The following is a 14338-nucleotide window of genomic DNA, read 5'->3' as shown; positions in this document are numbered from 1 at the left end:
CGAGGAGGACCTCCGCCCCGGGTATTGTGATCGTCGTGGCGAACTCGGTAGGGAGACCTCGTGGTTAAGTGGTTCTGGCAGCGCGACGATGCGCCGCGACGCACTCTCGCCCTGCGCAGCCGGGGCGACCAGGGCGACGCGACCCGCGTGGACTTCGCCGACCTCGCACCCGAGCTGCCCCGCTTCCTGGGCCAGGCCGCCTATCTGCAGCTGGGGTACTTCGAGACCCTCACCCGTCTCATCCGCGCCACGCCGGAGCTCGCCGAGAAGGAGGCGCTCTCCCGTGCGGCCGGCGCCGCTCTCACGAAGCATCGCGGCATCGTCGAGGTGATCGCCGAGCGCGGTGACGACCCCACGCAGCTGATGCTCCCGTTCCGCGAGAACCTCGATGCGTTCCGCCGCAAGACGATCGGTGCGCGACCGCGCGAGACGCTCCTCGCCGTGTACATCACGGCCGGGATGCTCGACGACTTCTATCTCGCCCTCGCGTCCAGCTACGGCGAGACCGGGCGGCGGATCGCCGAGATCCTGCGCGAGGACGACGCCCGCCACGAGATCGTCTCGATCATCCAGGAGACGATCGAGAGCGACGAGGAGTGGCGCTCACTGCTGTCGATGTGGGCGCGACGCCTGGTGGGTGACACGATCCTCGTCTGTCGCTCGGCGCTGAAGCCCGAGGTCTTCGTGGCACCGGACGACGAGCGCATCGAACCGGTGTACACCGAGCTGATGGGCGCGCACGCGCGTCGCATGGATGCGATGGGGCTCGCGTCCTAGACCTGCAGATCTATCTGGACGTGCGGACCTAGATGCCGAGGGCCGCGGTCTTCGCCGCGTCCGAGCGACGTCGGGCGGCGACCAGAGCGAGAGTCGCGACGACGGCGACCACGACACCGCCGAGGATGCTCGCGAGCCAGAGCCACACGTTGTCCTCGCCGAGACCGGCCCACTGCAGGCCCGTGTAGAGCGCGGCGGTGACGACCGTCGCGATGCCCGGGGTCAGTGCGGCGCCGCGGAGTTCGCGGCCGTCGACGAGGAAATGCGCGGCGATGCCCAGAGCGCAGGCCGCGACGAGGGCGAGAAGGATGTACATCGCGATCAGGCGACGAAGCCGACCCGGCGCGATTCCTCGGTGCCCAGCTCGATGTAGGCGAGGTTCGCGGTGGGGACGATGTAGGAGTTGCCCTTGATGTCGGTGAAGCTCAGGTGCGCGGTGCTCTGGTCGAGCGCTGCCGCGACCTGGGTGCGGATCTCTTCTGCTGCGGTGGCGGTCTCGAAGCTCAGCTCGCGGCCGGTGTTGATGATTCCGATGCGGATTTCCACGCGTACTCCTTGGAGTGTCAGGACGATGTCGTCGTCCGAGGTCTGCGCCAACTCTACCCCGCAGGTGCGTCGCCGGATCGGCGCAGGGGAACGGTTTCGCCGTGAGCGCACACGCGCCCGACCCGCCGCGGGAGGCGATGTCGGCGCACGCCGCTAGCGTGGAGTGCATGACAGGGGATGCCGCGCAGCGAGCCGTGATCGACGCCGCGGCGACCGCATCCGGAGTCATCATCGGCGCACCGGGAACGGGCAAGACGCGCACGTTGATCGAGCGCATCGGCAGGCTGCTCGATCACGAGGGGCTGCGCCCCGAAGAGGTGCTGGCCCTCACTCCGAGCAGGCAGGCGGCGACGGCGCTCCGCGACCGTATCGGCGTGCGCGTCCGCCAGGCGACGCCGGGTCCGCTCGCGCGATCGCTCGGATCCTTCGCCTTCCAGATCGTTCGCGGAGCGATGGTGCACGCGGGCTCCGAGCCGCCGGCGTTGCTCACGGGTGCCGATCAGGACCGGATCATCGCCGAGCTCCTCGCGGGCGACGCCGAAGACGGCGGCATCCGCTGGCCCGACGCGCTCAGCGCATCGGTGCGCGGGTCGAAGGGGTTCCGTTCCGAGCTGCGTGCGCTCATCGCCGAGTGCACCGAGCTGGGTGTACTCCCGGACGAGCTGAAGGCATCGGGCGACCCGATCTGGGCGGCCGCCGCCGATTTCATTCTCGAGTACCGCTCGGTGCTCGACGCGTTGCGCTCGGCGCATCGCGACGCCGCAGACCTGCTCGGCGAGGCGAGCACGATCCTCCGTGACGCGTCCCTGGGCACGCTCGGCCCCCTGGCGACCCTGCGCGTGGTGCTCATCGATGACGCGCAGGAGTTGACCCGCGGGGGCGTCGCCGTCGTCCAGGCGCTGCGTGCCCGAGGGGTCTCGGTGCTCGCGTTCGGCGATCCCGACATCTCCTCCGGTGCGTTCCGAGGAGCGAGCCCCGAACTGTTCGCCGACCTCGTGTCGGCGCTCGAAGCGGTGCATGTGCTCGACGGCGCGCACCGCCAGCACCCGGCGCTCACCGCGCTCACCCGCACCGTGACGCAGGCGATCGGGGTCTCGGGAAGGGTCGAGCACCGGCGCGCACCGCAGACCGGCCCCATCGAGGGAGCGGATGCCGCCGTCACGTCGTTCCTCGCCCCGTCACCGCACGAGGAGTTCGACCGCATCGCCGGTGTCATGCGCGAATGGCACCTCATGCAGGGCGTCGCCTGGGATCGCATGGCCGTCATCGCCCACGACACGCGTCAGGTGACACTGCTCGAGACCGAGCTCGCCGCGCGGGAGATCCCGACACGGGCCGCCGGCGTGCAGCGCCCGCTCGGCAGCGAGGGCGTCGTGCGCGACATCGTCGGCATCGTGCGCCTCGCACTCACCCCGGCAGCGGAGCGCACGTCCGCGGAACTCGAAGAAGCCCTGCGCACGCCGTTCGGGGGGATGGACGCGATCGCCCTGCGTCGTCTGCGCGCGCGGCTGCGACACCTCGAGCTGGAACACGGGGGAGCCACACCCGCTCGCGAGCTGCTGCGCCAGGCGATGGCCGACCCCGAGCACTTCACGCTCATCGATGCCCCGGAGTCCCGCACGGCCCGGCGGTTCGCCGAGACGATCGAGGCGGTCTCGGCCGCCGCGCGAGCCGGCGAGACGATCCACGACCTGCTCTGGCGGATCTGGGAGCAGTCGCGGGCGATCGACGGCCGCCGCCTGCACATCGCGTGGCGAGAGGTGTCGGCGCAGCCCGGCGGCGCCGAGACCGCGCGATCGCTGGATGCCCTCGTCTCGCTGTTCGACGCGGCCAAGCGCTTCGTCGAGCGCACGCCGAACGAGCGCCCGGAGACGTTTGTTCGCGACATCCTCGACAGCGAGGTGCCCGAGGACTCGCTCTCGACACCCGATCGGCCGGGGCGGGTCATTCTGCTCACCCCGGCGACCGCGCTCGGCACCGAGTTCGACGCGGTCGTCGTGGCCGGTCTTCAAGACGGCGTCTGGCCGAACCTCCGGCTCCGGGGCGGGATGCTGCAGACCTGGCGTCTTCCCGACGCCGTGACGTCGATGCGTACCGGCGTCCCCCTCGAGACGCCGGGCATCCTGGATCGGCGAAGAGGAGCGCTGCACGACGAGCTCCGCCTCTTCGTCCGGGCCATCTCGCGCGCGCGGGACCGGATCCTCGTGACGGCGGTCGACGACGACGACCAGAGCCCGAGCCCGTTCTTCGCGTTCCTGCCGACGCCCGACGCCCCGGAGGCACACGCATCGGCCGAGCATCCGCTCACCCTCCGCGGACTCGTCGCGCGCCACCGACGCACCCTCACGACGGCGACCTCCGACCCGGCACGTCGTCTCGCCGCGGAGCAGCTCGCGATCCTCGCGGCCGAGGGTGTCGCCGGCGCGGATCCGCGGGACTGGTACGGCGTCACGCCACCGAGCACCGATCGTCCCCTGCGGGACCTCGCCGCCGACGGTGCGCGGGTGTCGCCTTCGAAGATGGAGTCCTACGAGGAGTGCGGCCTGAACTGGGTCGTCTCCGCCCTGGGGGGCGACACCGTGATGCCGCCGACGGCGGGGATCGGCACGATCATCCACGAGGCCATGGAGAAGGTACCGGACGGCGACCTCGAGCAGATGCGGGCGATCGTCGCGGAGCACTGGCCCGAGCTGGACTTCGAGACCGAGTGGATCGGACGCAAGGAGCGGCGTCGAGCCGACCTCTACGTCGACCGGCTGCACACGTACCTCGGCGACGTCCGACGCGACGGAGGGCGGGTCGTCGGCAGCGAGACGCGGTTCGACTTCGCCGTCTCCCTGCCCGATGACGACGGCCTCCCGGTCGTGCACGACGTCGGTGACGACAGAGGAGCGCGCGCGATCGTGAGCGGCTACATCGACCGTATCGAGGCCTATCCTCCGGGGGCGGGGGAGCATCCCCCGGCGCGGGGGCGCGGGTGGACCGAGATGACCGCGGACCGCGAGGGCGAGCGCGCGGTGGTCGTCGACCTCAAGACCGGACGCACCGATCCGGAGGCGGACGCGGGAGTCCGTGAGCACGCCCAACTGGCGGCGTACCAGGTGGCGGTCCAGCAGGGCCTGATCGAGGGTGCCCCCGCCGATGCCCTCGCCGGGGCGCGTCTCGTGATCGTCTCGAAGACCCTCGCCAAGAGCGACTACCGCATCGCCCACCAGCACACGCTCGACGACACCGCGCGCGAGGCGTTCCTGCGCCGTGTGGCCGATGCCGCCCGCGGGATGTCGGCCTCGAGTTTCACCGCGCAGGTCGAGTCGCACTGCGCAGACACCCAGCGCCGCATCCACCCCTGTCGGATCCACACCGTCCCGGCGGTGAGCGCGTGACCGGCTGGGGCGGCGGCCTCGGCCTGTCGGCGACCGATGTCGCGGCAGCTCTCGGCCAGCCCTCACCCACCCCCGCGCAGCAGCAGGTGATCGAGGCGCCGCCGTCGCCCGCCCTCGTCGTCGCCGGAGCGGGCAGCGGGAAGACCGAGACGATGTCGGGGCGCGTGGTGTGGCTCGTCGCCAACGGTCATGTGCGACGTGACGAGATCCTCGGACTCACCTTCACCCGAAAGGCTGCGGGCGAGCTCGCCGAGCGCATCGGCCACCGCCTCGCCGTGATCGACGAGTTCGGTCGCCGCGGTCTGCTGCCGCACGTGCCGGAGATCGTGGCGACGCACGCCCTGCGCCGGGTGGAAGAGGCGGCCGCGGGCCGTCAGCGCGACCTGGTACGGACGCACGTGCTCGACGAGCTCGCCGACCGCTACGGCACGGGCTGGGACCCGACCGCTCCGCGTGCGGCCGAGGAGCTGATGATCCGCCCACGGGTGTCGACCTACAACGCCTTCGCCGACGGCATCGTGCGCGAGCACGCCGCTCGGATCGGACGCGATGCCGACGTCGCGATGCTGAGTCAGGCCGCGTCGTGGATGCTCGCGCGAGAGGTCGTGCTGCGCGCCGACCTCCCGGAACTTGAGGGGATCGACTACGCGCTCGGCACGGTGATCGACGCGGTGCAGCGTCTCGCGGGGGAGGCCCTCGACCATCGGGTCGATCTTGACGAGGCCGAGCGTCTCGCGCGCGAGACGGCGCTGTCGTTCGAGCCGTACCGCGGCAACGGCGACGTCGAGAAGGCGGCGGCGAACCTTCTCAGCCTGCCGACGCTCGCCGCGCTCGTGCGCGAGTACATCGCCGAGAAGGGACGCCGCGGCGTGCTCGACTTCGCCGATCAGGTCGGTGGCGCCTACGACATCGTCGAGGCCGCTCCCGACGTGCGCGCCGAGCTGCGCGAGCAGCATCGCGTCGTCCTGCTCGACGAGTACCAGGACACCTCGGTCATCCAGACCCGTTTCCTCGCCGAGCTGTTCCACGACAGCGCGGTGATGGCCGTGGGAGACCCGCACCAGTCGATCTACGGCTGGCGCGGCGCGAGCGCCGACAATCTGTACGCGTTCTCGAGCGCCTTCGCGCGCGAACAGCGGGCGCAGACGTACAGCCTCATGACCAGCTGGCGCAACGACCGCGGCATCCTCGATATCGCCAATCGCGTGCTCGAGCCGCTGCAGCGGCCGGGGCTCGACGTGCCCCCGCTCGAACCCCGTCCCGGTGCGGGCTCCGGAAGCGTCGATCTGCGATTCGCGTTCACGGTCGACGACGAGGCTGCCGATGTCGCTCGCTGGTTCGTCGAGCGACGAGCCGCGCACGATGCATCCGTCGCCGGGCGCCCGCACACCGGCGCTCTGCTGTTCCGTTCGAAACGTCACATGCAGACCTTCGCGGCCGCGCTCGCCGCGGAGGGCGTACCGCACCGCATCCTCGGGCTCGGCGGACTGTTGGCGACCCCCGAAGTGGTCGACGTCGTTTCCACCCTGCGCGTGGTTCACGACCCGACCGCGGGTTCGGCACTCATCCGTCTGCTCACGGGTCCGCGGTTCGGCGTCGGGGTGGCCGATATGGCCGCGCTCTACGATCTCGGCCGAACCCTCGCCGAACGCGACACCTCGATGATGCCGCTTCCCGAAGAGGTGCGCGTGCGACTGCGCTCGTCGCGCGGCGCCGATGAAGCGGTGTCGATCGTCGATGCCGTCGACGTGGTGCGAGCGGTGCGCGACGACTATCGGCTGCTGGACGGATTCACCCCCGACGGGCGATCGCGCATCCGTGCGGCGGGGGAGATGCTCGAGCGGCTCCGACGGGCCTCGTCGCAGCCGCTGACCGAGCTGCTGCGCCTGATCGAACTCGAGCTGCGCCTCGACATCGAACTGGCGGCGAACGAGACCCGGGGGCCGGCACGGGTCGCCTCGACGCAGCTCCGCGCGTTCTCCGATGAGGTGCGTGCCTTCCTCGCGGCCGACGACCGCGGCACGATCGGCAGCCTCCTCGCCTGGCTCGACAAGGCGGAGAGCACCGACGAGCTCATGCCGCGCCCGGAGCCCCCCGAGCCGGGCGTGGTGCAGCTGCTGACGATCCACGGATCGAAGGGGCTGGAGTGGGATGCCGTCGCCGTCGTCCGTCTCGTCGCCGACGAACTCCCCAGCCGGGTCTCCGACACCTCGGGCTGGTTCGGCTTCGGGGTCGTGCCGTTCGCGCTCCGCGGCGACCGCGACGCGCTGCCGCGATTCGATTGGGACCCCGAGAGCGCGGTCGGCGGCGAGCTCGACCCGAAGAAGCGTCAGGCGCTGGCGCAGGCGTCACTGTCGGGCGGGGCGACCAAGGCCAATCCCCAGGGCGGCGCGATCAAGCGCTTCAAAGACGCATACCGCGCCTATCAGCAGCAGGAGGAACGCCGGCTCGCTTACGTGGCGGTCACACGCGCGCGCACCGACCTGCTTCTCAGCGGTGCGCACTGGGCGGGGCAGAAGGCTCCCCGCACGCCGAGTCCTTTCCTGCTCGAGGCGATCGACGTGCGCGAGCACGAGCCCATCGAACCGGTCGATCCCGACGAGAACCCCTACGACGGGCCGGGAGCGACGATCTCGTGGCCACTGGATCCGCTCGGTGCCCGCCGTCCGCTCGTCGAGTCGGCGGCGGAGATGGTCGCGGGGGCCCTCGCGCGACCCGAGACGCTGATTCCCTCGGAAGAGCTCGGGCGGCTCCTCGCCGAGCGAGCCGCGCGTCTGCGTGGCATCGACGCAGCGGCGCCGACCCGCGTGCCCGCCTCCCGTTTCAAGGACTACGTCACGGACTACGGCGGCACGGTCTCGGCGATCATCCGCCCGATGCCGGAGCGTCCGTACCGGCAGACCCGACTCGGCACGCTCTTCCACGCCTGGGTCGAGCACCGGTCATCGCTCGTGGGCGTCGGTGCCCGCGTCGACGAGGCGCTCTGGGAGATCGACGAAGACGAGGTGGGCGGCGAGATCGCGCCGGCACCGGGAGAGGGAACCGGCGAAGCGGCGGATGCGGCCGACCTCGCCATCCTCCAGGCGACGTTCGAGCGCAGCGAGTGGGGGGCTCTCCAGCCGATCGCCGTCGAGATCGAGATCGACTTCGCGCTCGGCGCCGGGCTCGCGGATGCCCCCGCTGACCGCGCCGGCGAGTCCGACGCGCACATCGTGATCTGCAAGCTCGATGCCGTGTACCGCCGCGACGATCGTGGAGGCCGGATCGAGATCGTCGACTGGAAGACGGGAAAGCCGCCGAAGGGCGAGGCCGAGCGGGACGAGCGGATGCTGCAGCTCGCGCTGTACCGTCTCGCCTACCACCGCCGATTCGGGGTGCCGCTCGACGAGATCGACGTCGCGCTCTACTACGTCGCCGACGACCTCGTCATCCGCGGAGACCGGGTCTACTCCGAGTCCGAGCTCTTCCAGCGCTGGAGCGCCGCGCGCGCCGCGCGCTGAGCCTCGTCGTCATCGCGTTCGTCGTCATCCGCGTCGTCACCGGCGTCCGCCGGAGCCGTGAAGATATCGCCGACGCCGGTGAGGTCCTCGGTCTCGACGTCGACCATCGCGGCGCGACGCGCCGCTTCGGAGGTGTCGGTCGACGACGATTCCTCCTCCGATTCCTGCGCCCAGAGTTCGTCGGGATTGTAGGCGTCGGTCTGCATCGAGGTGTCGATCAATGCTGCGGCTTCCGCGGGAACGCGGTCGAGCGCGTCGAGGGCCGAGTCGACCCCCTCGTTCCGCGCGGCGACGACGGCGAGGTCGTCCGCGCGGAGACCCTCGGCGAGCGCCTCGAGAAGGGCAGCCGCATCGTCGACGATGTCGGGGCGGTGCAGCGAGTCCCCGTGCACCAGCCAGCGCGCGAACTCGAGTTCGGCGAGCATCCGTGCGCGCACCTCGATCGCACCGTCCGGTGAACGCTCCGACGACCGGGCGTAGGCGGCCTGCACGTCGGGTGCCGCGTCGGGCGCGGCCGAGAGCCAGGCGAGGTCGACGGCCGGATCGCCGACCGAGAGGCCGTGCCAGTTCAGCAGTCCGGTGACCTGGGGACCGCGCTCATCGTCGTCCTCGAGCAGGAAGGAGGTCGACTGCACGCCGTTCAGGGTCACGGTCGACTCGAAGCGCCACAACTCGTCGTCGGCGACGGCATCCCGCCAGCGCGCCGTCAGCCGGGCGGGAACACGGCCGGTGGAGGCCGCGTCGTCGACCAGCCGCCGGATGTCCTCACGGCTCTCCTCGGCCGAGCGTGAGACGAGACCCGCGCTCCGGACGATCGAGACGGGCAGGCCGTGCACGGCGGCGATCGCTGCCCCCATCGACTCCGCCGTGCCGCGTCCGGCCGGCACGTGGGCGGCCTCGACCTGGAAGCCGGGGAGGAGTTCGGTGACGAGGGCGCGACCATCGCCGACGCGAGTCTCGCCCACGTACTCGGGTGCGCGGAACGGGAGGATCGCCCGCGCGCCGGCCGTCAGGGCGCGCAGCGCGAGGGACTCGGCGGCGAGCTCACGGGCCGTCTCGTCGTCGTCCGCGACGCGGATCGCGAGCTCGCGCCCGTCGGCCAGCGAGGCGACGGCGGAGTCGAAACGTGCGTCACCGTCTGCGCTCAGCGTGCGAGTACCCGTGACCTCCGCGCCGGGCAGTGCCGCCGTCACGGCCGCGGCTAGAGTGAAAGGTGAGCGTCCCATGCCCTAAGGGTAGGTCGGCTCAGGGGCGGTCCCGCCTCCGCCACGCCCGTGAGAGAGGGAGTCGATCACCCATGCACCGCCCAACCCTCGACCGCGCGGCCGAGCTCCGCGAGGAATCCGGCGTCATCGATCGTCTGCGCGGAGAGACGTCGACACGCGTGATCGCCGTCCGCGACGGTCGAGTGCGCGTGACCGATGATCTGCTGGTCCGCGTCGCCCCGACAGAACCCGTCGATGCCACATGGGCGCTCCTCGGGCGCGACGAGTCCGGAACTCCGCTGTTGTTGGCCGCGCTTCCGGCCGAGAGCGCATCGATCGACGCGGCCCCCGACGAGACGTGGCTCGGGCTGCGTGATCTCGGAGCGCGGCTCCCGGCGCAGGAGAGCGAGATCCTCATTGAGGCGCTGGCGCTCGCCGCCTGGCTGCGCGATGCGCCATTCTGCCCGACCTGCGGCGGAGGCACCGAGATCCGTCAGGCGGGATGGTCGCGTCGCTGTCTGGTCTGCGGGCGCGATCACTTCCCGCGCACCGACCCCGCCGTGATCGTGGCGGTCGAGAGCCGCGACGGCGAGCGACTGCTCCTCGGCGCGAACGCGAACTGGGGCGGTCGGATGTACTCGTGCTTCGCGGGGTTCGTCGAGGCGGGCGAGTCGCTCGAATCGACCGTCCATCGTGAGCTCGCCGAGGAATCGGGGGTGCGCCTCTCCGCGCTGCGCTACGTGTCTTCGCAGGCTTGGCCGTTCCCGCGCTCTCTGATGGTCGGCTTCCGCGCGGTCGTCGACGACGAGGCGGATGCCCGCCCCGACGGCGAGGAGATCGTCGACGTGCGCTGGTTCACCCGCGCGGAGATCACGTCGTCCCTGGCGGGAGAGGGGCCCGTCGGGCTGCCCGGACACGCATCGATCGCGCGTGCACTCATCGTGGACTGGCTCGAGGCGGGCGCGTGAGCGCTCTTGACGCACTCGACGAGCGCCAGCGGCAGGCGGCATCGGTCCTCCGCGGACCCGTCGCGGTGCTGGCGGGGGCCGGTACCGGCAAGACGCGCGTGATCACCCACCGGATCGCGCACGGAGTCGACACCGGCGCGTACTCGCCCGCGCGGGTGATGGCCGTGACGTTCACGGCGAAGGCCGCGGGGGAGCTGCGTGGGCGCCTGCGTGCGCTCGGGGTCGAGGGCGTCGCCGCCCGCACGTTCCACGCCGCCGCTCTCGCGCAGCTCAACTTCTTCTGGCCGACGCTCGCCGGACAGCCCGCCCCGTCGATCATCGACAACAAGGTGCGGATGCTGGGACAGGTCGCCGACGCCATCCGCCTGCGTCCCAGCACCGCGACCCTGCGGGACATCGCGTCGGAGATCGAATGGCGCAAGGTCTCCATGCTCTCGATCGAGCAGCACGCGACCCTGGGACGGTCGGTATCCGGCGTCGATGCGACGCAACTCGCCGAACTGCAGCGCGGATACGAGGCGCTCAAGGACGAGCGGAACCAGCTCGATTTCGAAGACGTTCTCCTGGCGTGCGCCGGGATGCTCGAGGCCGAGCCGCGAGTCGCCGCATCGGTGCACGAGCAGTACCGCCACTTCACGGTCGACGAGTTCCAGGACGTCTCGCCTCTGCAGAACCGCCTGCTCGAGCTCTGGATCGGTGACAGGCACGACATCTGCGTGGTCGGCGACGCCAGCCAGACGATCTACTCCTTCGCCGGCGCCGAGCAGCGTTTCCTCCTCGAGTTCGAACGCCGCCATCCCGATGCGACCGTGGTGCGGCTCGAGACGAACTACCGCTCGCAGGCTCCCATCCTCTCCGCCGCGAACGCGCTGATGAAGGGGCGCCCCGGCGCGCTGGAGCTCACGCCCGCGCGCGAACAGTTCGCGACCGAGCCGCCCACCGTCACCGCCTACGACAGCGAGCGCGACGAGGCGGAGGGAATCGCCGCGTCCATCTCGGCACAGATCGCCGAGGGCATCTCTCCCGCAGACATCGCGGTGCTCTACCGGGCCCATGCTCAATCGGCCGCGCTGCAGCAGGCGCTCGCCGCGGAGGGGATCGCGACCACGGTGCTGGGCGGCACCCGTTTCTTCTCGATGCCCGAGGTGCGTCAGGCGATCCTCGCGATCCGTGCTGCGGCCGTCGCCCCGGTGGAGCAGGGGTTCGTCCCTGCGGTGCAGCGCGTGCTGCGCGAGCTCGGACTCACCGAGGAACCACCGGCGGCGGGCGGAGCCCAGCGCGACGGCTGGGAGGCGCGACGCGCGATCCTCCGCCTCGCCGAGGAGGCCGGGCCCGAAGCCACCTTGCGCTCCTTCGGTGATGCGCTCATGGCCCGGGCGAAGGATCAGCACGAGCCGACCATGCGCACCGTGACGCTCTCGACCCTGCACGCCGCGAAAGGCCTGGAGTGGTTGCACGTGCACCTCGCCGGATGGGCGGAGGGGGCATTGCCGATCTCCTACGCGACGAGCTTCGAATCGGTCGACGAGGAGCGCCGTCTCGCGTACGTCGGCGTCACGCGAGCCGCGCGAACTCTGTCTCTGTCGTGGTCGCGCTCGGCGGGACGAGGCGAACGGGCTCCCTCGCGCTTCCTGGCAGAGATCGGGACGACGGGACGCGGCACAGGCATTCTCCGTGAAACCTCACCGCTCGCGAGTCGCGGGACCCGTCCGCGCTGAGCCGGATGATCTCGCTCTCCGCCGAGGGCGTGGCGGCGAGAAGGCGCGCGGCGATCGCTCCGGCGCCCGCGACGAGCACGGCGCGAACGCGTCCGGGGTCGCGAGCGACGAGCTGCGTGTGCAGTCGGGGCCAGGCGAGGTCGAGATCGCGAGCATGGAGATCGCGGCACGTGAGGCACGGCGTGATGCCGGGGACGACCATCGGGCCGATCGTCACCTGATCGCGACCGACGGCGACGGGCAGGTGCGTCACATCGTCGCGGAGGTACGTCGCCAGTTGCATTGCCGCAGCGCTGCCGGCGACGAGCACCACGGCCGCGTCGGACCGGGAACCGTGCTCTCCGATCGGAACGCCCTCGTCGGCGAGGCTCTCCCGCAAGCGATGCTCGGTGCGGGCATCGGTCACGCCGAGACGCTCGACCCAGGCGGCGCGCGGCGCGGGCGGGTCGTCGATGAGGAGGTGTTCCAGCCGCGCGAGCAGCGCTCGCGCCTCCTCGCGCGGCGCCCCGAGTCCGTGCGCGATCACGTCGAAGGAGGCTCGGCGGAAGCCGGAACCCATCCGTGACAGCAGCAGCTCCACCCATGCCGCTTCGGCGTCGATGTGCAGATCGCCGTCGAGTCCGAGCTGCAGCGTGCGCTCGTCGCGCCAGAGCAGCGGAAGGGCGGGGGAGAGGCGGGTGAGTGTCGTCGGCGTGAGCGGAGGCATCCACCGATTCTGGACATTCCACGGCGTCCATGGGATGCCGCAGAGACATCCGTGGACAACGTGACTGCTCCTCTCCGATGGGGAGGAGCAGTCACGACTCAGACCGGTCGGTCGCCCTCGGGGCGGTCTTCCGACTCGTCTCCGCCCGACGAATCTCCGCCCGACGAATCTCCGCCCGACTTTTCGTCGGCGTCGCCCGAGAAGTCGTCACCGTCGAGCAGACGGGCCAGCGCCTCGTCGAACTCGTCGGCAACCGGCTGCTCACCCCGCGCCGTCGCCTGCAGGCGGGCGACGAGGGCCGTCGGGTCGTCGATGTCGTCGGCGGTCGGCATCAGATCGGGGTAGTCCCAGAGCGCGTCGCGGGCGGCGATGCCCACGGCATCCGTGACCTGCTGCCACATCGCCCCGGCCTCGCGCATGCGGCGCGGGCGCAGCTTCAGACCGACGAGAGCCCCGAGCGCGTCCTCGGCGGGACCGCCGACCGCGCGCCGACGACGCGCCGCCTCCGCGAGCCGTGCACCGTCGGGCAGGCGCGAGGTCGCCTGGGTGGTGACGACGTCGACCCAGCCGTCGATCGTCGCGATGAGGTTCTCGAGCCGTGTCAGTGCCTCGCGCTGCGCCTCGGTCTGCGTCGGCAGCAGGGCACCGCCCTCGATCGCGGCCCGCAGCTCCTCGGGGTTGGACGGATCGAGGCGGCTCGCCACGTCTTCGAGTGCATCCACATCGACCGTCACCCCGCGTGCGAAGTCGGTGATCTGGGCCATCACGTGCAGGTGCAGCCACTTGGCGTGCCGGTACAGGCGGGCGTACGCGAGCTCGCGCGCCGCGAGATAGAGGGCGATCTGGTCGTCGGGGATCTCGAGTCCCTCGCCGAAGGCGGAGAGGTTCTGCGGGATGATCGCGGCGGTGCCGGCGGGGAGCACCGGGATGCCGACGTCTCCGCCCGAGACCACCTCGAGCGAGAGGTTGCCGAGCACCTGGCCGAACTGCGCGGCGAACACCGAACCGCCGAGCCCGCGCATGAGCCTGCCCGCGCCCTGCACGACGTCGCGCATCTCCTCGGGGACCTGCGTGTCGAGTGCGCTGGTGAGCGCATCGGCGATGCTGGTCGAGACGGGGCCGGCGATCTCCTTCCACACGGGGAGGGTCTTCTCGACCCATTCGCCGCGGGTCATCGCGACCGGCGCCTGGGCGAGGTCGGAGATCGTGGTCGCCTCGCCGAGCCAGAGCCCCGCCAGGGCGAACGCATCCACGAGCGAGGTGCGCGAGCCGTCGGTGATGCCCTGTCCGTCGCGGTTCGCGATGTGCAGCGCCTGGCGCAGCGCGTTCTCCCAGGCGTCGCCGCCGAACGCGCCCTGCAACTGCGACATGATCGTCTGCATCATCGCGGGGTCGAGCGCCAGCCCGTCCATGCCCTCGAAAGCACCACGCAGCGCCTCGGGGTCGATGTCGCCTCCCTGGCCTGCGAGCATCCGCCGCAGGAACTCCTGGAAGTCCTCGGGTGTCGGGTCGTTGTCTGCCATGTCGATCGCCCT

Annotated in this window: 9 protein-coding genes; 5 read left to right on the top strand and 4 right to left on the bottom strand. The window is 71.3% G+C overall.

Annotation, left to right across the window (positions count from 1 at the left end; genetic code table 11):
- The first annotated feature begins 60 nt into the window (after nucleotides 1-60).
- Entirely contained in the window at nucleotides 61-777 is a 717-nt protein-coding gene (locus WFJ97_RS04880; RefSeq protein WP_247622933.1) for a ferritin-like fold-containing protein, read from the top strand.
- Between the two features lie 28 nt (nucleotides 778-805).
- On the opposite strand, the gene WFJ97_RS04875 is transcribed toward WFJ97_RS04880, so the two are convergent.
- Nucleotides 806-1093, bottom strand: coding sequence for a hypothetical protein (locus WFJ97_RS04875; protein WP_336640663.1), 288 nt, complete (start codon nucleotides 1091-1093; stop codon nucleotides 806-808).
- Between the two features lie 5 nt (nucleotides 1094-1098).
- Entirely contained in the window at nucleotides 1099-1323 is a 225-nt protein-coding gene (locus WFJ97_RS04870) for a DUF3107 domain-containing protein (protein ID WP_247622931.1), read from the bottom strand.
- Between the two features lie 167 nt (nucleotides 1324-1490).
- Here WFJ97_RS04870 and WFJ97_RS04865 point away from each other — a divergent pair, with 167 nt between their 5' ends.
- Together WFJ97_RS04865 and WFJ97_RS04860 are read left to right on the top strand one after the other, a co-directional pair.
- Complete coding sequence (locus WFJ97_RS04865) at nucleotides 1491-4706, top strand: ATP-dependent helicase (RefSeq protein ID WP_336640662.1); 3216 nt, start codon at nucleotides 1491-1493, stop codon at nucleotides 4704-4706.
- A complete protein-coding gene (locus tag WFJ97_RS04860; RefSeq protein WP_336640661.1) occupies nucleotides 4703-8206 on the top strand; it encodes an ATP-dependent DNA helicase in 3504 nt (1167 codons plus the stop codon). Before WFJ97_RS04865 ends, WFJ97_RS04860 begins: the two co-directional genes overlap by 4 nt.
- Here WFJ97_RS04860 and WFJ97_RS04855 read toward each other — a convergent pair.
- Nucleotides 8152-9432, bottom strand: a complete 1281-nt coding sequence (locus tag WFJ97_RS04855; protein WP_336640660.1) for a phosphotransferase — start codon at nucleotides 9430-9432, stop codon at nucleotides 8152-8154. The two genes, WFJ97_RS04860 and WFJ97_RS04855, sit on opposite strands and share 55 nt — an antisense overlap.
- 71 nt (nucleotides 9433-9503) lie before the next feature.
- On the opposite strand from WFJ97_RS04855, the gene nudC reads away from it, so the two are divergent.
- Nucleotides 9504-10379, top strand: a complete 876-nt coding sequence (gene nudC, locus WFJ97_RS04850) for an NAD(+) diphosphatase (RefSeq protein WP_336640659.1) — start codon at nucleotides 9504-9506, stop codon at nucleotides 10377-10379.
- Nucleotides 10376-12097, top strand: coding sequence for an ATP-dependent helicase (locus WFJ97_RS04845; RefSeq protein WP_336640658.1), 1722 nt, complete (start codon nucleotides 10376-10378; stop codon nucleotides 12095-12097). The genes nudC and WFJ97_RS04845 overlap by 4 nt, the downstream gene beginning before the upstream one ends.
- Before the next feature lie 804 nt (nucleotides 12098-12901).
- Here WFJ97_RS04845 and WFJ97_RS04840 read toward each other — a convergent pair.
- Nucleotides 12902-14326, bottom strand: a complete 1425-nt coding sequence (locus tag WFJ97_RS04840; protein ID WP_336640657.1) for a zinc-dependent metalloprotease — start codon at nucleotides 14324-14326, stop codon at nucleotides 12902-12904.
- Nucleotides 14327-14338: the final 12 nt, after the last annotated feature.

Origin of the sequence: Microbacterium sp. USHLN272 (assembly GCF_037149655.1) — a bacterium.
Lineage (GTDB): Bacteria > Actinomycetota > Actinomycetes > Actinomycetales > Microbacteriaceae > Microbacterium > Microbacterium galbinum.
Note: the sequence above shows the minus strand (reverse complement) of the source record. Positions and strands in the feature narration are given on the sequence as shown.

Excerpts from the sequence above, each read along its gene's own strand:
- WFJ97_RS04875 (WP_336640663.1), bottom strand. The coding sequence starts at position 1,093 with ATGTACATCCTTCTCGCCCTCGTCGCGGCCTGCGCTCTGGGCATCGCC.
- WFJ97_RS04865 (WP_336640662.1), top strand. The coding sequence starts at position 1,491 with ATGACAGGGGATGCCGCGCAGCGAGCCGTGATCGACGCCGCGGCGACC.
- WFJ97_RS04855 (WP_336640660.1), bottom strand. The coding sequence starts at position 9,432 with ATGGGACGCTCACCTTTCACTCTAGCCGCGGCCGTGACGGCGGCACTG.
- nudC (WP_336640659.1), top strand. The coding sequence starts at position 9,504 with ATGCACCGCCCAACCCTCGACCGCGCGGCCGAGCTCCGCGAGGAATCC.
- WFJ97_RS04840 (WP_336640657.1), bottom strand. The coding sequence starts at position 14,326 with ATGGCAGACAACGACCCGACACCCGAGGACTTCCAGGAGTTCCTGCGG.